Origin of the sequence: Tardiphaga sp. 37S4, from assembly GCF_021044645.1 — a bacterium.
In the GTDB taxonomy this organism is placed as follows: Bacteria; Pseudomonadota; Alphaproteobacteria; order Rhizobiales; family Xanthobacteraceae; genus Tardiphaga; species Tardiphaga robiniae.
On the sequence record NZ_CP088008.1, the window covers coordinates 70571 to 93436 of the forward strand.

The following is a 22866-nucleotide window of genomic DNA, read 5'->3' on the forward strand; positions in this document are numbered from 1 at the left end:
CCTCCAAAGACGCCCTCGAGAAGCGCCCCTCGTTGGACAGAGTGATAGGAATGTCAGCCTTTATAGGAATCATGTCAATATCGAAATATGTCGTTAAAGTCATAGCCGCCATGAGTAAGAATGGCGAAGGTCCCTTGCTCCCTCAAGCATGGCGTACTCGCTGCGTTATGCAAGAGCGGGGAAAGGGCATTGCTGCTCCGCGGAGTTCTTGTTTTGAAACGCATCTTGATTGTTGGCTGTCCAGGCGCGGGAAAGAGTACGGCAGCTCGTGCGCTGTCTGAAATCACTGGCCTGCCGGTGATCCATCTCGACCGTCACTATTGGCAGCCTGGTTGGCGCATGCCCGATAGCAACGTCTGGCGCACGACAGTCGAGACGTTGGCGGCTGAACCGTGCTGGATCATGGATGGAAATTACAGTGGCACGCTTGTGTCGCGTCTGGCGCGCGCGGATACGCTGATCCATCTGGATTATCCGACCGGGCTTTGCCTGTGGCGCGTTTTGCGTCGGACGACCTTGGGCTGGGGACGGGTGCGTGTCGATACGGGGCCGGGATGTCCAGAACGTTTCGATGTGGAGTTTCTGCATTTTGTCATGAACTACAGGCGCGACCAGCGTGCGCGTGACATGGAGCGCATGGCGGACTTTGCCGGCGAGGTGCATCGGTTTACGAGGCCGGCAGAGTTGACGGCGTTTATCGCGGGCCAGCGCACGGCATGATCTGCCAGCTTTTGATAGCATCATGAACCTGTACAATTAAGCATCGACGCGCGCTTCTTATCCCTCCCTCAAGCGCAGCGAAGCTGCGGGCAGTGGGGAGGGTGGCCGGCCGACAGGCCGGTCGGGTGGGGTGGTGCAGCAAGCGAGGACGGCGTGGCGAACGCATATGCGCGTGTACTCCGAAAAAACCTGACGCCGCAGGAGTCGAAGCTGTGGGTGAAGCTGCGTGCGCTGAAGCCGCTCGGTTTTCACTTTCGACGGCAGGCGCCGATCAAGCACATCATCGTGGACTTCGTGTCGTTTCGTGAGTGTCTGGTCATCGAAGTCGATGGCGGACAGCATAATTTCGATGAGGCGGCGCGTCGGGATGAAGCGCGGGATGCGTTCTTGCGCGGCGAGGGATTTCGCGGATGCGGTTCTGGAATTTCGAGGTGGATCGGAATCTGGATGGCGTGATGGAGTCGATAATCGGAGCTCTGGGCTCCCCCCACCCGGCCGGCCTTACGGCCGTCCACCCTCCCCACAAGGGGGAGGGATAAGAAAAGAGCCGCGGCAACTGAGTTGCGCGGCTCTTGAAGCGTAGTGTTTGAAACTGCGGCCCTTACCTCGGCAGCGTCGTCGTCCCCATCAGCGCCTGATCGATGGCGCGGGCGCACAGGCGGCCTTCGCGGATCGCCCAGACCACCAGTGACTGGCCGCGGCGCATGTCGCCGGCGGAGAACACCTTGGGCAGCGAGGTCGCGAAATCGGTCGTCGGGGCGCGGACGTTGCCGCGCTGGTCGAGATCGACGCCGAGGGTCTTCAGCATGCCTTCGTGGACGGGATGGACGAAGCCCATGGCCAGCAGCACGAGATCGGCCTGCAGCGCAAATTCCGAGCCGGGGATCGGCTTGAACTTGTCGTCGACTTGCACGCAGTTCAGCTTGGTGACCTTGCCGTCTACGCCTTCGAAGCTTTGCGTCAGCACGGCGAATTCGCGCTTGGCGCCTTCGGCCTGGCTCGACGAGGTCCGCATCTTCAGCGGCCAGTTCGGCCAGGTCAGACCCTTGTTCTCCTGCTCGGGCGGAGCCGGCATGATTTCGAGCTGGGTCACCGACAGCGCGCCCTGACGCAGCGAGGTGCCGATGCAGTCGGAGCCGGTGTCGCCGCCGCCGATGACGACGACATGCTTGCCGCCGGCCAGGATCTCCTTGACGTCGCCGAGCGGCTCGTTGCCGACGCGGCGGTTCTGCTGCGGCAGGAAGTCCATCGCGAAATGGATGCCGTCGAATTCGCGGCCGGGGATCGGCAGGTCGCGGCCGTGCTCGGCGCCGCCGGTCAGCGCGATGGCTTCATATTCCTTGAGCAATTCGGCGGGGTCGATGGCGCCGGGTGATGTGCCGCCGACAGCCTTGCCGTAATGGAAGGTGACGCCTTCGCCTTCCATCTGCGCGACGCGGCGATCGATGATGTGCTTTTCCATCTTGAAGTCGGGAATGCCATAGCGCATCAACCCGCCGGCCTTGGCGAACTTCTCATAGACATGGACGTCGTGGCCGGCGCGCGCGAGCTGCTGTGCGCAGGCCATGCCGGCGGGACCGGCGCCGATCACGGCGACCTTGCGGCCGGTCTTCACAGCGGAGACCTGCGGCTTCAGCCAGCCATTGTCCCATGCCTTGTCGACGATGGCGCATTCGATGGTCTTGATGGTGACCGGGTTGTCATCGATGTTCAGCGTGCACGAGGCTTCGCACGGTGCCGGACAGATGCGGCCGGTGAATTCCGGGAAGTTGTTGGTCGAGTGCAGGTTGCGCGAGGCTTCTTCCCAGTTGCCGCTATAGACGAGGTCGTTCCAGTCCGGGATCTGGTTGTTGACCGGGCAGCCGGGCGTGCCGGGCTGAACCGAGCCGGTGCCGTGGCAATAGGGAATGCCGCAATTCATGCAGCGCGCGGCCTGATCGCGGGTGTCTTTCTCACTGAGCGGAATGACGAACTCGTTATAGCCCTTCAGGCGCTCGGCAACCGGCGCATACTTGCGGTCGTGACGATCGATTTCCAGAAAACCCGTGATCTTGCCCATTACAACTGACGCCTCTGAACTCTTAAGTTCCAAATTCCGTCCTCATCCTGAGGAGCGGCCACTTGGCCGCGTCTCGAAGGATGCGTGATTTGTCCCTCATGGTTCGAGACGGCGCTGCGCGCCTCCTCACCATGAGGGCCTTTTTCCTTACGCGCCGATCGCGATCTGCGGTTCGGCCTCGGCGCTTTTCGCTTTCAACTCGCGCAGCGCGCGGCGGTACTCGACCGGCATCACCTTGCGGAATTTCGGCAGCCAGGTTTTCCAGTCCGCGAGGATCATCGCAGCCTTGGCCGAGCCGGCATATTTCGCGTGACGCGTGATCAGCACATGCAGGCGCTCGATGTCGCTATCGAGCAAGTTGGCGAATACGTCCACCTTGCCATGGGCTTCGAGATCGCCGGAGTGGTGATAGGTGTTCTCGGCGATCATCTCTTCCGAGAGAACCGGTTCGAGTTCGACCATCGCCATGTTGCACAGCTTCGGGAAGTCGCCGGTTTCGTCGAGCACGTAAGCCACGCCGCCGGACATGCCGGCCGCGAAGTTACGGCCGGTCTTGCCCAGCACCACGACGATGCCGCCGGTCATGTATTCGCAGCAGTGATCGCCGGCGCCTTCGACGACGGCCACGGCACCGGAGTTACGCACGGCGAAACGCTCGCCGGCGACGCCGCGGAAGTAGCATTCGCCCTCGATCGCGCCATACATCACGGTGTTGCCGACGATGATCGACTCTTCGGGCACGATGGCGGAATGAGCCGGCGGACGCACGATGATCTTGCCGCCCGAGAGACCCTTGCCGACATAGTCGTTGCCTTCGCCTTCGAGATCGAAGGTGATGCCCTTGCACAGCCAGGCGCCGAAGGCCTGACCGGCGGTGCCCTTCAGCGACACCTTGATGGTGTCGTCCGGCAGGCCGGCATGGCCGTAGATCTTGGCCACCGAGCCCGCCAGCATGGCGCCGGCCGAACGGTTGGTGCTGTTGATCTTGGTGTCGATCTTCACCGGCGCGCCGCGATCGAGCGCGGGCTGCGCCTGCTTGATCAACTCGCGATCGAGCACGGCTTCCAGGTGATGGTCCTGATCTTCGGTGTGATAGATTTTCTGGCCGGGCAGTTCGGGCTGGCGCACGAACAGCTTGGAGAAGTCGAGACCCTTGGCCTTCCAGTGCGATACGAGGGCCGACTGGTCGAGCATCTGCACCTGGCCGACCATCTCGTCGAAGTTGCGATAGCCGAGCTGGGCCATGATCTCGCGCACTTCCTCGGCGACGAAGAAGAAGTAGTTGATGACGTGCTCGGGCTGGCCGGTGAAGCGCTTGCGCAGCACCGGATCCTGGGTGGCGACACCAACCGGGCAGGTGTTGAGATGGCACTTGCGCATCATGATGCAGCCGGCGGCGATCAAGGGCGCGGTGGCGAAGCCGAATTCGTCGGCGCCGAGGAGCGCGCCGATGACGACGTCACGGCCGGTGCGGAAGCCGCCGTCGACCTGGACGATGATGCGGCTACGCAGCCGCTCGCGCACGAGGGTCTGATGGGTTTCGGCAAGACCGATTTCCCACGGCGAACCCGCATGCTTGATCGAGGTCAGCGGCGACGCGCCGGTACCGCCTTCGAAGCCGGCGATGGTGACATGGTCCGCGCGCGCCTTGGCGACGCCCGCGGCGACCGTGCCGACGCCGATTTCCGACACCAGCTTGACCGAGACCTGGCCCGTCGGATTGACGTTCTTGAGGTCGTAGATCAGCTGCGCGATGTCTTCGATCGAATAGATGTCGTGATGCGGCGGCGGCGAAATGAGACCGACGCCCGGGGTCGAATGGCGGACGGCGGCAATCGTCGCGTCGACCTTGTGGCCGGGCAACTGACCGCCTTCGCCGGGCTTCGCGCCCTGCGCCATCTTGATCTGCATCATGTCGGAATTGACGAGATATTCCGTGGTGACGCCGAAACGGCCGGACGCGACCTGCTTGATCGCCGAACGCATGCTGTCGCCATTCGGCATGGGCTTGTAGCGATCCGACTCCTCGCCGCCTTCGCCGGTGTTCGACTTGCCGCCGATCCGGTTCATGGCGATGGCCAGCGTGGTATGCGCCTCGCGCGAGATCGAGCCGTAGGACATGGCGCCGGTGGCAAAGCGCTTGACGATGTCCGCGGCGGATTCGACTTCGTCGAGCGGCACAGGCTTGCGCTTCTCGTCTTCGGCCGTCTTGATCTTGAACAGACCGCGCAGCGTCAGCAGACGCTCGGACTGTTCGTTGAGGATCTTGGCGAAGGCGCGATAACGATCCTGCGAGTTGCCGCGCACGGCATGCTGCAGCAGCGACACCGACTCGGCGTTCCACGCATGGTCTTCACCACGGCTGCGATAGGCGTATTCGCCGCCGACATCGAGCGCGGTCTTGTAGATCTGGATCTCGCCGAACGCCTCGTTGTGGCGACGCACGGTCTCCTCGGCGATTTCGGCGAGGCCGACGCCTTCGATCTTGGTGTGGGTGCCGGTGAAGTACTTCGTCACGAATTCCTGACGCAGGCCGACGGCGTCGAAGATCTGGGCGCCGCAGTAAGACTGGTAGGTCGAGATGCCCATCTTCGACATGACCTTGAGCAGGCCCTTGCCGATCGACTTGATGAAGCGCTTGACGATTTCGTAGTCGTCGAGCTGCACCGGCAGCCGGTCCTTCATGGCGATGATGGATTCGAACGCCAGATACGGGTTGATCGCTTCCGCGCCATAGCCGGCGAGGCAGGCGAAGTGATGCACTTCGCGCGGTTCGCCGGATTCGACGACCAGGCCCACCGAGGTGCGCAGGCCAGTGCGGATCAGGTGGTGATGCACGGAGGCGCAGGCCAGCAGCGACGGGATCGGAATGCGATCCGAGCCAGCCATGCGGTCGGACAGGATGATGATGTTGACGCCTTCGCGCACCGCGGCTTCGGCGCGGGCGCACAGTTCATCGAGCACCTGCTCCATGCCTGCCGCGCCGAAACCGGCATGGAAGGTGGTGTCGAGGGTGCGCGAGACAAAGTGCGACTCGGCGACATCGGTGATCGAGCGGATCTTTTCGAGATCCTGGTCGGTCAGGATCGGCTGGCGCACTTCGAGACGCTTGGTGGTGGCAACGCCCTGCAGGTCGAACAGGTTCGGCCGCGGTCCGATGATCGAGACGAGGCTCATGACGAGCTCTTCGCGGATCGGATCGATCGGCGGGTTGGTGACCTGCGCGAAGTTCTGCTTGAAATAGGTGAACAGCGGCTTCGGCTTGCTCGACAGCGCCGAGATCGGCGTGTCGGTGCCCATGGAGCCCGACGCTTCCTCGCCCTGCGACGCCATCGGCGTCAGCAGGATGGTGACGTCTTCCTGGGTGTAGCCAAAGGCCTGTTGGCGATCGAGCAGCGGCAGGTTGGAGCGCTGGCCCTTGGCCGCCGCGTCCGGGAGCTCTTCCAGAACGATCTGGGTGTGTTCAAGCCACTCGCTATAGGGATGACTTGCGGCCAGCGTCGCCTTGATCTCGTCGTCAGGGATCAGACGGCCCTGGACGAGGTCGACCAGCAGCATCTTGCCGGGCTGCAGACGCCACTTGGTGATGATGTCTTCTTCCGGAATCGCCAGCACGCCCATTTCGGACGCCATCACGATGCGGTCGTCCTTGGTGACGAGATAACGTGCGGGGCGCAGACCGTTACGGTCCAGCGTCGCGCCGATCTGGCGACCGTCGGTGAAAGCAAGCGCAGCAGGACCGTCCCACGGCTCCATCATCGCGGCGTGATATTCGTAGAAGGCGCGGCGCTGCTCATCCATCAGGGGATTGCCGGCCCAGGCTTCCGGAATCATCATCATCACGGCGTGGGGCAGCGAGTAGCCGCCCTGCACCAGGAATTCGAGCGCGTTGTCGAAGCAGGCAGTGTCCGACTGGCCTTCATAGGAGATCGGCCACAGACGGCTGATGTCCTTGCCATACAGTTCGGACTCGATCGACGCCTGACGCGCCGCCATCCAGTTGACGTTGCCGCGCAGCGTGTTGATTTCGCCGTTGTGCGCGACCATGCGGTAGGGATGCGCCAGCGACCAGGTCGGGAAGGTGTTGGTCGAGAAGCGCTGATGCACCAGTGCCAGCGCGCTTTCGAAATCCTCTTCGTGCAGGTCGGCATAGTAGCTGCCGAGCTGGTCGGCGAGGAACATGCCCTTGTAGATGATCGTGCGACACGACATCGAGCACGGATAGTAGCCGGCAAGGCCGCGCTCGCGGCGCTGATAGATCGCCTGCGAGATCGACTTGCGGAGAATGTACAGACGACGTTCGAATTCGTCCTCGTCGGCGATCTTGGCTTTGCCGATGCCGATGAAGACTTGCATGTTGGCAGGCTCGGTCGGCTTCACGCTTTCGCCGAGCGATGCGTTGTCGGTCGGGACGTCGCGCCAGCCGAGCAGCTTCAGGCCTTCGGCCTTAATCTGGTCGCCGATGATGCCCTGAATGACTTTCCGCCACGCGGTATCACGCGGCATGAACAGCGCGCCGATGGCGTATTGGCCAGGCTCCGGCAGGCTGAAGCCGAGTTCCGCAGTCTTGCGGACGAAGAACTTATGCGGGATCTGCACCAGAATACCGGCGCCGTCGCCAAAGCGCGGATCTGCGCCGGTGGCGCCGCGGTGCTCGAGGTTGCACAGGATGCTGATCGCGTCAGACACAATCTGATGCGACTTGCGGCCCTTGATGTTGGCAATGAAGCCGACGCCACAGGCGTCCTTTTCCTGCGACGGGTCATAGAGGCCCAGCGCCGGCGGACGGTAGGTATGGAGTTCCGGTTTGATGGCGGTGTCTTTCACGTTAGCCGATTTGATAGCCGGGGCCGCCGAATGCGTGCCGGTTTCGATCAATTGGCGCTCGTGCTCTGATCCGCTCATCTTCGTCCTCTCAACCCCCGTCGGGGTTCTGCCACCCTTGTCGGCGCACCTTTGACGCTCGCGGAACCCGTTCGGGCTACCGCTCGCGCGTCTTGCGAGCCTCGTTTTCAGAATTCAGACTGGTGGTGCCCATCGTCCCCGGCGGCCACCCCATATCTCGCCTTAAAGGCATTTCGTCTCAGCAGGCGTGTTTTTTAGTCGCGACGCCTGCTTATGTTGCAAACCCTGTGCCGGATTTGCCACCAAAAATTGCGACAGTGATGCTGTCCTAACCAGGACTTTGCCAAATTTTTATCTAGCACACAAGCGCGCTTGAGTCCGTCGTCGCATAGCAACAACGCATGCCAAATTGTCCAAGCTGGCGTGGACACATTCAGCCCGGAGGTGCCGCGTTCCGGCCAAAGGCTGGCCCAAGGGCTGCCGGATTCAGCGGTGAGGTTGCGCAGTGCTCGTTAACGCCTGTGGCAGCGGTGCTGGCAGGCGAGCGAAGCGTGAGGTTCAGGAAGTTGAACACTCTCCGGGCGCGGGGGCGTCGAAGGAGCATGCAATGAAGGTACTTGTGGGATGTCTGGCCTCGGCCGGTCTGTTGCTGGCGAGTGGTGCTGCACAGGCGCAGGCGCTGCCGCCGATGCGCGGCGACGTTGCCGTTGTGGCGCAGGTCTCCGATGTCGGCGGTCCCTATGCGGCTATGCCGCCCGTGGAATATGCGGAGCCGCGCCCCTATGGCGTGTTGCGCCGTGGCTATGATCTGGCGGTGCTGCCGCTGCGTGAGGTCTATTCGATCCTGCGCGAGGCCGGCTTCTCCGCCCTCGGCATGCCGCAGCAGCGCGGCCTCATCTACACGGTCGCGGCGATCGATCTCGACGGCGAGGACGGCCGGCTGGTGATCGATGCGCGGAGCGGACGCATCCTGCGCTTCATTCCGGCCTATCGCATGGGCGACCGGATGAGCGAGGAAATCGACACGCGCTACGGCCCGCAAGGCGCAGTGCCGACCCTGCCGCAATATCGCCGCCCGCCGTTTACGGCCGGGACGGCAACGCCCGCGCCGAAGGTTGCGAGCCGCACGACGACAGTACCGCTGCCGAAGCGGCCGCCGGCGCGCGCGGTTGCGGCACCGGCCAAGCCTGTTACGCCAGCCGAGACCAAGCCGGTCGCAGTCAAACCACCTGAAACGCCGCCGGCCGCTGCGCCCGTGCAGCAATCGGCCGTGACGGAGCAGAAGCCCGCCGAGACGAAGGCGCCGGAAACGACCGGGGCTGCTCCGGCAACACCGGCAGTGCCCGAGAAGAAGGACGCTGTTGCTCCGACAGTCGCTGCGCCGGCGACAGAAGCAAAGCCTGCGACACCGCCGGCTGCGGAAACGCCGCCTCCTGCCCAGGGGCTGGAATAGTCCGGGCCGGATCAAGAAAAAACGCCCCGGATTGCTCCGGGGCGTTCGTTCAACAACTACACTTACTTCAGTTCACATACTTCAAGTACAAAGTCGCGGTTACGCGGCGACTTTCTCGGCCGAGCCGTCAACCACCTGCGGTGCGCTGACCGCGCTGGTGGAAATCGGAATGCTGCGGGGTTTCTTGGCTTCCGGGATCTCACGGACGAGGTCCACATGAAGCAGGCCGTTCTCGAGCGAGGCGTTCTTCACCTGTACGAAATCGGCAAGCTGGAAGGCGCGTTCAAAGGCACGGGCGGCGATGCCGCGATAGAGCACTTCGGCCTTGCTGCCATTCTCGTTGGCAGCCTTCTCGCCCTTGATCGTCAGCGTGTTTTCCTTAGCGACGATGGAGAGTTCGTTTTGCGCAAAGCCGGAAACGGCGACGCTGATACGGTACTCGTTCTCGCCGGTGCGCTCGATATTGTAGGGCGGATAGCCCGGCGCTGCGTCACCTGTGCTCTGATCGAGCAGATTGAACAGGCGGTCGAAACCGACGGTGGAACGATAAAACGGGGTGAGATCATAGCTACGCATTGGATAGTCCTCCATTGAGCGACTGTTGCAATAACCCGCCCGCCATAAGGGCCGGGCTTTCGTGTCATGCAGCCTAGAGAGGCCTGCATGAAGCTGATATGGGAGGGGTCTGGCGGCTCGCAAGGGGGGCCGAAAGATTCGCGCCGACCTGTCTCCCGCCCTTGAAATCCCGCGTTTTTTGCCTAACCGGTCCCCCGCCATGACGCTCGTCTCCATTCCCGCCAACCCCGTTCCCGAGGGGGCCGTGTCCGGCACCATCAAGACGCCGGACGGCGCTGAGCTACGTTTCGCGCGCTGGGCGCCGACGACCGGGCGCAAGGGCACGGTCTGCGTGTTCAGCGGGCGCGGCGAATATATCGAGAAGTATTTCGAGACCGTGCGCGACCTGCGCGACCGCGGCTTTGCAGTGGCCATGATCGACTGGCGCGGGCAGGGCCATTCGTCGCGGCAGTTGCGCGATGGCCGCAAGGGCTATGTGCGCAGCTTCTCGGATTTCGAGATCGACGTCGAAAGTTTCGTGCAGCAGGTGGTGATGCCGGATTGCCCTCCGCCCTATTTCGCGCTGGCGCATTCGATGGGCGGCGCGGTGATGCTGCGTGTGGCGCATTCCGGCAAGCGCTGGTTCGATCGCATGGTGCTGTCGGCGCCGATGATCGATCTGCCGGGCCGTTCGACCTCGCTGCCGGCGCGGCTGCTGTTGCGTGTCATGCGCTGGACCGGGCAGGGCGGCAACTACATTCCCGGCGGCAATGGTGAGCTGGTCGGGACCTCGTCATTCCCCAACAACAAGCTGACCAGCGATCCTGTGCGCTATGCGCGCAACGCGGCAATCCTCGAAGAGGACGCGACGCTCGGCATCGGCTCGCCGACGGTGGCCTGGGCCGATACGGCGATCCGTGGGATGCATGGCTTTCGCGAGGCCAGCTATCCCGTGAAGATCCGTCAGCCGATCCTGATGCTGGCGGCCAGCAACGACCAGGTCGTGTCGACGCCGGCCATCGAGGAATTCGCCTATCACCTGCGTGCCGGGTCGCATCTGGTGATCGCCGGCTCCCGTCACGAGATCCTGCAGGAACAGGATCGCTACCGGCAGCAATTCTGGGCGGCGTTCGATGCATTCGTGCCGGGGACGCCGCTGTTCAAATAACGGACACATCCTATGCTTGGTATTCACGGCCTCTGGCTCTTCATCCTGTCCGGCATCCTGCTCAACATCACGCCGGGGCCGGACACGGCCTATATCGTCGGGCGCAGCGTGCAGATGGGCTGGCGTGGCGGTGTCGCGGCGGCGCTGGGGATCAGTGCGGGATGCCTCGTCCATGTGTTCGCCGCGGCGGTCGGATTGTCGGCGCTGCTGGCGGCCTCGTCCTATGCCTTCACAGCGGTGAAATGGATCGGTGCGGCCTATCTGCTTTACACCGGCGTGCAGATGCTGCGTGCGCGGGCATCGACAGTTGCAACGAACGACGCTGCGGAAAAGCCGCTGCTGTCGCTTCGGCAGGTGTTCTGGCAGGGCGCCTTCACCAACGCGCTGAACCCGAAGGTGGCGCTGTTCTTTCTCGCCTTCCTGCCGCAATTCGTCGACGTGGATGCGCCCAGCAAGGCGTTGGCTTTCATCGTACTTGGGCTGATCTTCATCAGCACGGGCACGATCTGGGGGCTCGGCACGGCCATTGTCGCGGCCAAAGCCGCCAGCCGCGTCCGGCGATCCAGTCAGGCAATGATGTGGATCAACCGCGCCCTCGGCGGCGTCTTCATCTATCTCGGCATCCGCGTGGCGATGCTGGAGACGCGTTAGTTACTTCAGAATTTCCCACGTCTCGACGCCGGCCAGATAGACGCCGAGCAGCATCATCGCGATCAGGAACCAGCGGCGGAATTGGTCGGGATGCATCCGCATACGCACCATCTGGCCGATGAACATGCCGGCAAAGGCCATCACCATGGCAACGAGGCCCGACAGCGCTATGGAAGCATTCAGCAGACCGGCGCTGGAGAGGTTGAAGGCCTGTGCGAGAGTACAGACGGTGAAATAGACACCGAGCGCCTGGATCAGCTCGTCCTTTTCCATGCCAATCGACTGCATGAAGGGCATCGACGGGATCACCTGCACGCCGGTGGCGGCAGCGACGACACCGGTGACAAGGCCGACGACGCCGCCGACCCACCCTTCGTTCTGTTTTGCGACGCTTAGCTGGAATTTCACGAGGCTGATGGCACCATAGATCACCAGCAGGATGCCGAGCACGACGGTGCCGTAGCGCGCATAGGGGCCGGTCATCAGCCCGCCGCTGCTCCAGATACCGAAAGCGGTGCCGAGCATCAGCGGCCACAGCCGGCGGATGATGTCGCGCAAATAGCCGCCGACGAAAGTCTGCCAGATATTGGTGACGATCGCGGGGGCGATGACGATGGCCAGCGCCTGCACCGGCGGCATGGCGACGGCGAGCAGGCCCATCGAAACGGTCGGGAGGCCGAGGCCGATGACCCCTTTGACGAAGCCGGCGAGCGCGAAGACTGCAGCGATCAGAATGAGTGAGGAATCGAACATGATGCAGGCACATTGACCGATCGGCTGCACAGGCACAATCTGGAGGTTACGGAGAAAGCCTTCGTCTTTAACGAAGGCTGGCGCGGAGAACACCATGCATGCCGACCTTGTCGATCTCAGGCTGTTCGTCGCGGTGGCCGAGGCGCGCAGTATCACCGCGGGTGCTGCCGCTGCCAATCTGGCGCTGGCTTCGGCTAGTGCGAGAATCAAGGGGCTGGAGGCGACGATCGGCGTGCCATTGCTGAAACGGGGCCGGCGCGGCGTTACGCTGACGGCGGCTGGCGAGAGCCTGCTCGGCCATGCCCGCATCGTCATGCAGAATGTCGAGACCATGCGCGGCGACATGGCGGCCTATGCCAATGGCATGAAGGCCAGTGTGTCGATGCTGGCCAATACGGTGGGCCTGTCCGAACATCTGCCGAAGGCGCTTGCGAGTTTCCTACGCGAGCACCCCAATGTCAGCCTCGAGGTCGAGGAGCGCGAGAGCGCCGATATCGCCCAGGCGATCGCCGCCGGCATCGCCGATTTCGGCTTCGCTGCCGAGCATACGCTGCCGGACAGTCTGGAACGCTTCACCTTCAACGAAGACCGGCTGATGCTGGTGACGGCGCCGCGCAGCGATCTCGCCGGCCGGCGACATATCGATTTCCATGAGATCATCGACCGCGACTTCATCGGCCTCACCAACGCGACCGCGCTGCAGAACCACATCGGCAAATATGCGGCGAAGCTGGGCGCGCGACTGCGCTACCGAGCGCAGATGCGGGATTTCGATGCGATGTGTCAGATGGCGGCGGCGGGGGTCGGCATTGCGATTGTGCCGGAAGTCGCCGCACGGCGCTGCGCGCGGTCGACGGCGCTGGCGCTGATCCGCATTCGCGATCCCTGGGCGAACCGCAGACTGGCGATCTGCTTTCGCAGCCTGAAGACGTTATCCCGTCCCGCGCAGCAGATGATCGAGCATCTGCGGGCTGCAGCGCGGGCGTAGCAGTGCCCGATCAGGCGTTGAGGATCTTCAGCGCCGCCTCATGCACGCGCGGGTCGCCGGCGGCGACGATGCGGCCACCGTTCTGCGCGGGCTTGCCCTCCCACGTTGTCACCACGCCGCCGGCGCCGGTGATGATCGGGATCAGGGCTGCGATATCGTAGGGCTTCAGCTCGGTCTCGATGACGAGGTCGAGATGACCAGCGGCGAGCATGCAATAGGAATAGCAATCGCCGCCGTAGCGCGTCAGCCGCACGCCTTTTTCGACGTAGTGAAATTTTGCGCGATCGGCGTCGCCCATCAGCCGCGGGCTGGTGGTGAACAGCGTGGCGTCCTTCAGCGATGCGCAGCGGCGCACGGCAAGCTTGCGGGTGGTGTTGTTGGGGCCCTGGTAGCGCGCCGAGCCGCTGTCGCCGCTGAAGCGCTCGCCGATATAGGGCTGGTGCATCATGCCATAGACCGGTGTGCCCCGATGCAGCAGCGCGATCAGCGTGCCCCAGATCGGGAAGCCGGAGATGAAGGATTTGGTGCCGTCGATCGGGTCGAGCACCCAGACATATTCGGCGTCTTCGCGTTCGGTACCGAATTCCTCGCCAACAATGCCGTGCTGGGGGAAGTTGGCCTTGATCAGCCGGCGCATCACCGCTTCGGCAGCGCGGTCGGCTTCCGTGACCGGGTCGAAATCGGTGCTGTTCTTGTTGTCGATACTCAGCGAGGTGCGAAAGAACGGCAGGATGGTCTCGCCCGACGAGGTCGCAAGACGACCAATGAAGGCGTTGAAGTCGATGACCGTCACGGAGAGGTCCTTTGTTGCGGCTGCTGGATGGGGACGTGTCGCTTCCTATACAGCGCAGGGCAACGACTCGCATCTGCGGTGATCGAAATCTCTCTGCGATTCCCCTAAGCCACAGCACTGAATCGGATTGCGATTTCCCTAAGATTCCTGATGTCCGGCATCAGAAATTGGTCAATGAAATGAATATATGATCATTTCTTAAATAGGTCAAAGCTACTGTCATTTCTATATCGCGTTGATTTTGCTTGTAGAAATTATGACGCCTATGCCTGAATGGTGCGATCACCATGCGAAATTTGCATGGAAATTTGCCCGAAAACTCTTGCACTTGGTGCGTCGCGGCTGCATATTGTTGCGGTGCGGTAGCGCTTGCGCTATCGCTGCCCTCCTTGGGCGTTTCCTCCCTAGACTTGGACCGCTTGCTATCGCAAGCGGTCCTTTTTTCTTGTCGGAGGAGTTTTGCATCACGGCGTGCCGACGTGGCTGCCGGCGATTGTCTTTATGTCGCCTGGCCTGTTCGTCGCCTGGCACCCCGACAGCCTCGGGCCCATTGCGACGTCAGTCATCAAGCAAGACTTATTCGGCTGAGAACCTCAAGCCGGTGTCCACGTCGTGGCGGTTACTTCAGCGACCCGTTGATCTCGGTGAACTTGCCGTTGAGGTTGGTGCCGAGGCCGTTGACGACGGCGATGATGGCCAGCGAGATGCCGGCGGCGATTAGCCCGTATTCGATCGCAGTCGCTCCCGATTCGTCCGACCAGAATTTCTTGATCATGTTCTTCATGTTCTCTCCTGCCATTTTACGCGGTTCCAATCCGCGGAACCACGCTGGTGGGGATAACCTAAAGTTGCATTAATCCCGGTGGTAAAACTCTGCCCCATCTCTAAATCCAGCGAAAATTGACAATTTGTCGCACGAAATAAGCGCTGCCGTGACCCGGCGGTCACGGTTCCAAATACCCCACCTGATTGAGCGAAGGTTCGAACCCGGCGAGCCGTTCGGCCCCAGCCTATTCGGCGGCGGCCTGGAACGGGCCGAGGCTGTCCAGCGGGATCTTCGCCAGCGCATCGGCCAGGACGGTAAAATCGGCAGCAATCTGATCGAAGCGCGCGGTTCGCTCACGGCGGCGTTCGTCCATATAGATCGCCCGGTTCAGCTCGATCTGGATGGCGTGCAGCCCACTGGCCGGGTTGCCGTAATGCTCGGTAATGAAGCCGCCGGCATAGGGCTTGTTACGGCCCAGCGAATAGCCGAGGCCGCCGAATGTGTCTTCGACCACCTCGGCCAGGATAGTGGCGCAGCTGGTGCCATATCGGTCGCCGACGACCACGTCCGGGCGGCGCGGCTCCTCGCGGGAAATTCCGATCGAGGGCATCGAGTGGCAATCCACCAGGATCACCGTGCCGAATGTCTGGTGCGCCTTGTTGATCAGGCGGCGCAGGGCGCGATGGTACGGCTTGTACAACGCCTCGATCCGGGTGAGGGCGTCATCGACGTCCAGCCGCTCGCGGTAGATCTCCTGGCCGTCGCCGACCACCCGGGGAATAGTGCCAAGACCGCCGGCCACCCGCATCGAGCGGGTATTGGCGAAACTAGGCAGGCGGCCGTTGAACATCCGCGGATCGAGCTCATAGGGCTCGCGATTGACGTCCACATAGGAGCGCGGGAAGTGCACCCGGACCACCGGGAAGCCGCGATCGCTCAATCCGGCGATCAATTCGTCCATGAACGAATCTTCCGAGCGGCGCAGCGCAGTCACGTCAATGCGGGACGCACTGAGGAATTCCGCTGGATAGACCGAGCCGGAATGCGGGGAATTGAAAATGATCGGGGCGCGCCAGTTGGCCGGCTCGACGATCTCGAAGGGAGGCGACAGCTCACCGTCAAACTGGGTCATCGTCGCGCATCGTCCCTGCAGCCGCGTTCTTCGGTTTGCCCAGTCTGGCAGAAAACCGGCGCTTTGTGAGGCTGCATTGTCGATAACCGAAACAAGTCTGCCAAGTTAAAAACCTTCCGCAGGCGCGGCGATCGCGAGAAACGCGCTCATTTGTTGTGTTTCACGACGTTCTGGCGCACCATCTTGAGACGCTTATGCACAGTCTGCGCTGATCACCTTCACCCGAAATTTACCAGACCTCGGGCTTAGTGGGCGAACAGGTCCTCTCATTCGGGTTCGACGTCCAACCGCCATGCACAAAATCCTTCTCGCAGAAGACGACAACGACATGCGCCGCTTCCTGGTGAAGGCGTTGGAAAACGCCGGTTTTCAGGTGTCGCACCACGATAACGGGATGTCAGCCTATCAGAGACTCCGCGAGGAACCCTTTGAAATGCTTCTAACGGACATCGTGATGCCGGAGATGGACGGGATCGAACTGGCGCGCCGCGCCAGCGAACTCGATCCCGACATCAAGATCATGTTCATCACCGGTTTCGCCGCCGTGGCGCTGAATTCCGACTCGGAAGCGCCGAAAAACGCCAAGGTTCTGTCCAAGCCGGTCCACCTGCGCGAATTGGTCAGCGAAGTGAACAAGATGCTGGCGGCCTGAGGGCAGCCCGCTTTCCTGGATTTCTTTCTTGGATTTCCTGCAAATCAGGCAAGGATTGGCCCTCCGCCGTCCTTGCTTGTCCGGGTTTGACCCGTTATAGACCCCACACCCGTAACGACCGGTTCTTAGGGCGCGTAGCTCAGCGGGAGAGCACTTCCTTGACATGGAAGGGGTCACAGGTTCGATCCCTGTCGCGCCCACCATCCAAACGCACCTCACACTTTCGAAAACTGCCGGATTGGCGCTTTTTCAGGCGCCGGGAGACGTTTCTTTCCCTAATGCTCCGATTAGTGACAGTTTTATTTCGGAACCAGTCGTGTTCACGCCGTGACTCGGCTATAGCTCAATGGTCCAGGATTTTTCGACCGGAAGCTGATGCCAACGAAGACCCGGCCGGTAATCGGCGTGATCGGCAACGCGTATCGCATTGAGAACAGGTTCTCCGTCCAGGCGGTCGGAGAAAACAACCTTCGTGCGGTCGCGGAAGTGGCCAATGCCCTGCCGATGATGTTTGCCGGCACCCCCGACATTACCGATATCGGTCAGGTGCTCGATCTGGTCGATGGCATTCTGCTCACCGGCGCGCGTGCCAATGTCCACCCGACCCGGTTCGGCATGGAAGCCCATGCCCGTCACGAGCCCTATGACAACGGCCGCGATGCGGTGGCTCTGGCCATGATCGAAGCCTGTGTCGCGCGCGGAGTCCCGATTTTCGGTATCTGCCGCGGATTGCAAGAGATGAACGTCGCATTCGGCGGTTCATTGCATCCCGAGATCCGCGAGATTCCCGGCCGTATCAATCATCGCATGCCGCGGCTCGAGAGCGGCGAGATCCATCCCGATCCGGCCGTCGTATTTGCCGATCGCCACGACGTGCATCTGACCAGCAACGGCACCTTCGCCAGCCTGCTGGGGCGCGAGACCATCACGGTCAATTCCCTGCATGGTCAGGGCATCGATGTCCCTGGCGAGCGAGTGGTGATCGAGGGTATTGCCGAGGACGGCACCATCGAGGCCATCCGCATTGCCGATGCGCCGAGCTTCGCGCTCGGTGTGCAATGGCACGCCGAATATGATCCGCAGATCAACCCGATCAACCGGACGCTGTTTCAGGCCTTCGGCGAGGCAGTGGCCGCTCGCAGGCAGCGTGGGGCCTTCACGGCTGCGGCCGCGCCGCTATCAGCAGGAATGCGCTGAGCGCGGCTGCGACACAGAGCACAGCACCCGCGACCGTCGCTGCTGCAAAGGCGCTGATCAGCGCCGGCCCCTTTGCCGCCATAACCGATCCGATCAGCGCCGTGACCACAAGACCGCCCGTGCGTGCGACCGCGCTGTTGAAGCCCGATGCAGACCCGGTGTGACGCGCATCGACGGACATCAGCACGGCCGTCGTCAGAGGTGCGACAGCGCCGGCCATGCCGATGGCGATGACGACCATGGCGGGGAAGACACTGGTCCAGTAGCTGGTGTCGGGACCGATTCGGAGCGCCAGCAGAAAACCCATCGCCACAATCACCGGTCCCAGCGTCAGCATGATCCTCGGGCCGGTTCTGGCTGCGAGCGAGCCAGCAAGCGGTGATGTCAAAGAGATGACAAGCGGCAAGGGCAGCAGCGCGGCACCGGCCTGTGTCGCCGTGTAGCCGGCGGCTTCGATCAGGAGAAAAGGCATCAAGACGAACAGCCCACCGAGTGCGCCGTACAACAAGAATGTCAGCAGCGTCAGGCCGACGAAGCTCGCCGACCCGAACAGTGCGAGCGGCATCATCGCGCGTTCGCCTTTGCGGCCTTCCACCCACACGAAAACGAGCAACAGCAGGAGTCCTGCGACGAGCGCGCCAAGCGTGAAACCCGTCCAATCATGTGACGTAGCTTCGGTCAGACTCCAGGTCGTCAGGCCAAGTCCCGCAGTCGCGAGGATGGCGCCGAGACTATCGAGCGGCTCGTCGCTGTCGTGTCGATCGCGGGGGATGCCTAGCCAGGCAAGCACCATTGCCACCAATGCGATCGGCACATTGATGAGAAAGATGAGATGCCAGCTGCCGATGTCGATCAGCCATCCGCCCAGCACCGGGCCGAGCGCGCCGGCGGCAGCGCCGCTGGCAGCCCAGATGCCGATAGCGCGGCCCTTGGCTTCGCCGGAAAACGTCTGGCCGAGGATCGCCAGGCTGTTCGGCATCAGCATCGCCGCGCTGACGCCCTGAAGGAAACGCGCGGCCAGCAGCAGAGGCAGGCTGGGCGCCACAGCGCAGGCCAGCGAGGCCAGCGCGAACAGGCCGACTCCGCAGATCAGAAGCCTGCGGCGGCCGAAGCGGTCGCCTGCTGCACCGCCGAGCAAAAGAAGTGCACTGAGCGGCAGCAGATAGGCATTGATCACCCATTGCAGGTCGACGGCATCGGCCTGAAAACTCGCAGCAATGGCCGGAAGTCCGACATTCACCACCGATCCGTCGATGAAGGCCAGGCTGGAGGCCAGAATCGTGGTGGTGATCACCAGGCCGGGATGGCTGATATCATCGATCTTTTCCGTGGCGCCGGCGGCGCCTGCGTCACAAAGCGCATGCAAGGCGTTACTCATGACCGGGTTGTAGGGGGAACGGGAGCTCAGAACAAACCATTGTCCTCCGATCGGGCAATTCCGTTTTGGCCCCGATTGTGCAAGCATCCCGGGCGGTCGTGCCGGGGCGCTCGGTAAGAGAGTCGTCGGCGTGAGATCGGACTGTGTTGAGGAGAGGGACTATGAAACGAATTTATCTGTTGGGGACCATGATCGCCGCGGCGGTCTGCACGACGCAGGCGGGCGCTCAGGAGCTCACCGGCACGCTCAAAAAGATCAAGGACACCGGCGCCATCACCATCGGCTTCCGCGATTCCTCGGTGCCGTTTTCTTATCTCGATGACAACCAGAAGCCCGTCGGCTTCGCCATGGACATCTGCTACAAGATCGTCGATGCGGTGAAGAAAGAGCTGAAGAACGACAAGATCGAGGTGAAGCTCAATCCGGTCACCTCGGCGACACGTATTCCGCTGATTGCCAACGGCACCGTCGACCTCGAATGTGGCTCGACTACCAACAATGCCGATCGCCAGAAGCAGGTCGCGTTCACCAATACGCACTTCCTGACGGCCAGCCGCTTCGTCTCGAAGAAGGCCGCCAAGCTCGACAAGATCGACGATCTGAAGGGCAAGTCGGTGGTCTCGACCTCCGGCACTACCAACATCAAGCAGCTTACCGAAGCCAATGCCGCGCGTAATCTCGGCATCAACGTCATTCCCGCCAAGGATCACGCCGAAGCATTCCTGATGGTCGAGACCGACCGTGCTGTGGCCTTCGTGATGGATGACATCCTGCTTGCCAGCCTTGCTGCCGGTGCGCGCGATCCGAGCGCCTATGTGATCTCCAAGGACGCGTTCTCGAAAGCTGAGCCCTACGGCATCATGCTCCGCAAGGACGACGCGCCGTTTAAGAAGGTTGTCGATGCGGCCACTGCCGAGCTCTACAAGAGCCCGGAAGGCGCCAAGATCTATGACAAGTGGTTCACGCAGAAGATTCCGCCCAAGGGCCTCAATCTGAACGTTCCGATGGGAGCCGAGCAGAAGAAGGCGTTCGCCAGCCCGTCGGATTCGCCTGATCCCGACGCCTACGCAGCCAACTAACTCTTGCTTACCTCTCCCCGCTTGCGGGGAGAGGTCGTCTTACATGCGCGTAGCGCGTGTAAGACGGGTGAGGGGGAGGCAGCGAGTAAAACACTGGCTCCCCCTCACCCGTCTCGAACGACTCTCGGTCGTTCGATCCACCCTCTCCCCGCAGGCGGGGCGAGGGAAGAAGCAATGGCCCGGCCATTGCATGGGTTTCTGCCTGAGGTTGCCAGGTTTTCGCGTGGACGGCGCGTGGGGGTGAATGCGTGAACTATAACTGGAATTGGGGAATCTTCTGGGATCAGACGCCTGATGCGACGGGGACCTATTTTGGCTCGCTGATGAGCGGCCTTCAGGTCACGATCCTGCTCGCACTCTGCGCCTGGTTCATCGCGTTCGTGATGGGCTCTCTGATCGGCATCATGCGGACGCTGCCTGCGCGCTGGGCGGTGTTTGTCGGCAATGCGTATATCGAGATGTTCCGCAACATTCCGCTGCTGGTGCAGCTGTTCATCTGGTTCTTCGTCGTTCCCGAACTTTTGCCCGGCGATCTCGGCATCTGGATCAAGCAACTGCGCAACGGGCCGTTCATTGCCGCGATGCTCGGGCTTGGCTTCTATATGTCGTCGCGCGTCGCGGCGCAGATCACCGCCGGCATCAATGCGCTGCCCAAGGGCCAGCGCATGGCCGGCACGGCAATCGGCCTCACCACCTGGCAGACCTATCGCTACATCCTGCTTCCGCTGGCCTATCGCATCATCTTCCCGCCGCTGACATCCGAATTTCTCAACACCATCAAGAACACGGCGCCCGCACTCACCATCGGTGTGCTTGAGCTGACGGCACGGGCGCGGTCCATGCAGGAGTTCTCGTTCCAGGTGTTCGAGGCCTTCTCGGCTGCGGCCGCCATCTACCTCGTCCTCAGCGCCGTCGTGACGATCGGAATGCGCATCCTCGAAAAGCGCCTGGCGATCCCCGGCTTCAACGAGGGGAAATAAGCGATGTTCAGCAATTTCGATTACGACGTCATCTGGCGCAGCCTGCCCTACCTGTTTCAGCAGGGCATGGCGTTCACCCTCACGCTGACGGCAATTGCGACGGTCTTCGGGCTCATCCTCGGCACCTTGATCGCGATGATGCGGCTGTCGTCCAGTGCCGTGCTGTCGGGTTTTGCGGTGAGTTACGTCAATCTGATGCGCTCGCTGCCGCTCGTGCTGGTGATCTTCCTGTTCTACTTCCTGATGCCCTATGTCGGACAGTGGATCATCCGCTCCGATCAGCCCGTGCAGGTCGGTGCCTACGCCTCGACTATCGTGACCTTCACGCTGTTCGAGGCTGCTTACTTCTCGGAGATCATGCGTGCCGGTATCCAGTCGGTGCCGCGGGGGCAGGTGATGGCCGGCTATGCCATCGGGCTCAACTATCGCGAGGTGATGCGCCATGTCGTGCTGCCGCAGGCGTTCCGCAACATGCTGCCGGTGATCTTCACGCAGACCATCGTGCTGTTCCAGGACACATCGCTGGTCTACGTGCTGTCGATCACGGATTTCCTGGGCGCCGCGTCCAAGGTTGCGCAGCGCGACGGTCGTCTCACCGAAATGTATCTGTTCGCGGCGCTGGTCTACTTCCTGATCTGCTTCACCGCGTCATTCTTTGTGAAGCGCTTGCAGAAGCGCATCAGCATCATTCGCTAGCCACTTTCGCTTTCAGTCTTTGCCTCCAACTATCGGTCGCTCATCATGCCCATGATCACCATCGAAAAAGTCAGCAAGTGGTACAATCCGCAGTTCCAGGTGCTGAAGAATTGCACGACGACCGTGGAGAAGGGCGAGGTCGTCGTCGTTTGCGGGCCCTCGGGATCAGGCAAGTCGACGCTGATCAAGACCGTAAATGCGCTGGAGCCCGTGCAGGCGGGCACCATCATGGTGGACGGGCTCAATGTGACGACGATGAAGAAGGACCTGCCGAAGCTGCGCTCGCGCGTCGGCATGGTGTTCCAGCACTTCGAACTGTTTCCGCATCTGAAGATCGTCGAGAACCTGTGTCTCGGCCAGACCATCGTGCTCGGCCGCTCCGAAGATGCGGCGAAGGCCAAAGCCATGAAGATGCTGGAACGCGTCGGCCTCACGGCGCATGCGCAGAAATATCCCGGCCAGCTCTCCGGCGGTCAGCAGCAGCGCGTCGCCATTGCGCGCGCGCTGGTGATGGATCCGATCTGCATGCTGTTCGACGAACCGACCTCGGCGCTCGATCCCGAAATGATCAACGAAGTGCTCGACGTCATGGTCGAACTCGCAAAGGAGGGCATGACGATGATGGTGGTGACCCACGAAATGGGCTTCGCCAAGAAGGTCGCCAACCGCGTCATCTTCATGGATGCCGGCGAGATCGTCGAGGACGCGCAGAAGGAAGACTTCTTCGGCCATCCGCGCAGCGATCGGGCGCAGCAGTTCCTGTCGAAGATCCTCGCGCACTGACGCATGCAGTGTGGCGCTTGTGCCTCAAGTTTATGCAGATTCTTGAATGCTGCATGACGGGGCAATTAACGAATGTGTCAGAAATGGAGTGGTATCCTTCAACCGTGAGGGCGAGGGCCTGTTGGTCCGCTGATTGAACTCCACCGGAGCGATCGGGTCTTTGTCCTCACGGACAATTCCACGACGCCACGTTCTCAGCCTCTGCCCAATGCTTCTCT

General features: G+C 62.0%; 20 protein-coding genes and 1 tRNA gene. 13 read left to right on the forward strand and 8 right to left on the reverse strand.

The features are described from left to right. Window positions 1-213: 213 nt before the first annotated feature. Complete coding sequence (locus LPB73_RS00370) at window positions 214-720, forward strand: adenylate kinase (protein ID WP_231079150.1); 507 nt, start codon at window positions 214-216, stop codon at window positions 718-720. A 153-nt stretch (window positions 721-873) separates the two neighbouring features. Beyond that, entirely contained in the window at window positions 874-1176 is a 303-nt protein-coding gene (locus LPB73_RS00375) for an endonuclease domain-containing protein (protein WP_231079152.1), read from the forward strand. 145 nt (window positions 1177-1321) lie between these two features. Here LPB73_RS00375 and LPB73_RS00380 read toward each other — a convergent pair whose 3' ends face one another. Together LPB73_RS00380 and gltB are read right to left on the reverse strand one after the other, a co-directional pair. Further along, window positions 1322-2779 (reverse strand): glutamate synthase subunit beta, encoded by a 1458-nt coding sequence (locus tag LPB73_RS00380; RefSeq protein WP_231079153.1) that lies wholly within the window; start codon window positions 2777-2779, stop codon window positions 1322-1324. Between the two features lie 147 nt (window positions 2780-2926). Continuing rightward, complete coding sequence (gene gltB, locus LPB73_RS00385) at window positions 2927-7684, reverse strand: glutamate synthase large subunit (protein WP_231079156.1); 4758 nt, start codon at window positions 7682-7684, stop codon at window positions 2927-2929. A gap of 547 nt (window positions 7685-8231) precedes the next feature. On the opposite strand from gltB, the gene LPB73_RS00390 reads away from it, so the two are divergent. Then, complete coding sequence (locus LPB73_RS00390) at window positions 8232-9077, forward strand: hypothetical protein (RefSeq protein WP_184512060.1); 846 nt, start codon at window positions 8232-8234, stop codon at window positions 9075-9077. A gap of 99 nt (window positions 9078-9176) precedes the next feature. Here LPB73_RS00390 and LPB73_RS00395 read toward each other — a convergent pair whose 3' ends face one another. Further along, window positions 9177-9653 carry an Hsp20 family protein gene (locus LPB73_RS00395; RefSeq protein WP_068730352.1) on the reverse strand — a complete coding sequence of 159 codons (477 nt, stop codon included), beginning with the start codon at window positions 9651-9653 and terminating at the stop codon, window positions 9177-9179. A 199-nt stretch (window positions 9654-9852) separates the two neighbouring features. Here LPB73_RS00395 and LPB73_RS00400 point away from each other — a divergent pair, with 199 nt between their 5' ends. Beyond that, window positions 9853-10800, forward strand: a complete 948-nt coding sequence (locus tag LPB73_RS00400; RefSeq protein WP_120287188.1) for an alpha/beta fold hydrolase — start codon at window positions 9853-9855, stop codon at window positions 10798-10800. Window positions 10801-10812: 12 nt separating this feature from the next. Then, window positions 10813-11451, forward strand: coding sequence for a LysE family translocator (locus LPB73_RS00405; protein ID WP_120287187.1), 639 nt, complete (start codon window positions 10813-10815; stop codon window positions 11449-11451). Here the strand turns inward: LPB73_RS00405 and LPB73_RS00410 are convergent, their stop codons facing one another. Continuing rightward, window positions 11452-12204 carry a sulfite exporter TauE/SafE family protein gene (locus tag LPB73_RS00410; protein ID WP_120288012.1) on the reverse strand — a complete coding sequence of 251 codons (753 nt, stop codon included), beginning with the start codon at window positions 12202-12204 and terminating at the stop codon, window positions 11452-11454. It abuts the gene before it with no gap. 94 nt (window positions 12205-12298) lie between these two features. Here LPB73_RS00410 and LPB73_RS00415 point away from each other — a divergent pair, with 94 nt between their 5' ends. After that, a complete protein-coding gene (locus tag LPB73_RS00415) occupies window positions 12299-13192 on the forward strand; it encodes a LysR substrate-binding domain-containing protein (protein ID WP_120287186.1) in 894 nt (297 codons plus the stop codon). Between the two features lie 10 nt (window positions 13193-13202). On the opposite strand, the gene hisN is transcribed toward LPB73_RS00415, so the two are convergent. The 3 genes from hisN to LPB73_RS00430 form a co-directional block, all read right to left on the reverse strand. Next, a complete protein-coding gene (gene hisN / locus LPB73_RS00420) occupies window positions 13203-13985 on the reverse strand; it encodes a histidinol-phosphatase (RefSeq protein ID WP_231079163.1) in 783 nt (260 codons plus the stop codon). A 619-nt stretch (window positions 13986-14604) separates the two neighbouring features. Further along, a complete protein-coding gene (locus LPB73_RS00425; protein WP_175367776.1) occupies window positions 14605-14769 on the reverse strand; it encodes a Flp family type IVb pilin in 165 nt (54 codons plus the stop codon). A 226-nt stretch (window positions 14770-14995) separates the two neighbouring features. Then, window positions 14996-15883: an N-formylglutamate amidohydrolase gene (locus LPB73_RS00430; RefSeq protein WP_120287184.1), complete on the reverse strand. Its 888-nt coding sequence runs from the start codon at window positions 15881-15883 to the stop codon at window positions 14996-14998. A gap of 292 nt (window positions 15884-16175) precedes the next feature. Here LPB73_RS00430 and cpdR point away from each other — a divergent pair, with 292 nt between their 5' ends. From cpdR to LPB73_RS00445, 3 genes are all read left to right on the forward strand, one after another. Further along, window positions 16176-16535: a cell cycle two-component system response regulator CpdR gene (cpdR, locus tag LPB73_RS00435; protein ID WP_015669438.1), complete on the forward strand. Its 360-nt coding sequence runs from the start codon at window positions 16176-16178 to the stop codon at window positions 16533-16535. 128 nt (window positions 16536-16663) lie between these two features. After that, a tRNA-Val gene (locus LPB73_RS00440) sits at window positions 16664-16738 on the forward strand. Window positions 16739-16910: 172 nt separating this feature from the next. Then, a complete protein-coding gene (locus LPB73_RS00445) occupies window positions 16911-17732 on the forward strand; it encodes a gamma-glutamyl-gamma-aminobutyrate hydrolase family protein (protein WP_120287183.1) in 822 nt (273 codons plus the stop codon). Here the strand turns inward: LPB73_RS00445 and LPB73_RS00450 are convergent. After that, window positions 17692-19110, reverse strand: coding sequence for a DHA2 family efflux MFS transporter permease subunit (locus LPB73_RS00450; protein ID WP_231079165.1), 1419 nt, complete (start codon window positions 19108-19110; stop codon window positions 17692-17694). The genes LPB73_RS00445 and LPB73_RS00450 overlap by 41 nt on opposite strands. A 161-nt stretch (window positions 19111-19271) precedes the next feature. Between LPB73_RS00450 and LPB73_RS00455 the strand changes: the two genes are divergently transcribed. The 4 genes from LPB73_RS00455 (at window position 19272) to LPB73_RS00470 (ending at window position 22648) form a co-directional block, all read left to right on the forward strand. Further along, the gene (locus LPB73_RS00455) at window positions 19272-20189 is read left to right on the forward strand and encodes an amino acid ABC transporter substrate-binding protein (RefSeq protein WP_093757187.1); all 918 of its coding nucleotides are present in this window, start codon (window positions 19272-19274) and stop codon (window positions 20187-20189) included. Between the two features lie 248 nt (window positions 20190-20437). Further along, on the forward strand, window positions 20438-21169 hold the full coding sequence (locus LPB73_RS00460; protein ID WP_068728920.1) for an amino acid ABC transporter permease: 732 nt from the start codon (window positions 20438-20440) through the stop codon (window positions 21167-21169). A 3-nt stretch (window positions 21170-21172) separates the two neighbouring features. Then, window positions 21173-21865, forward strand: coding sequence for an amino acid ABC transporter permease (locus tag LPB73_RS00465; protein ID WP_068728918.1), 693 nt, complete (start codon window positions 21173-21175; stop codon window positions 21863-21865). A 51-nt stretch (window positions 21866-21916) separates the two neighbouring features. Then, window positions 21917-22648 (forward strand): amino acid ABC transporter ATP-binding protein, encoded by a 732-nt coding sequence (locus LPB73_RS00470; RefSeq protein WP_231081024.1) that lies wholly within the window; start codon window positions 21917-21919, stop codon window positions 22646-22648. The last annotated feature ends 218 nt before the right edge of the window (window positions 22649-22866 follow it).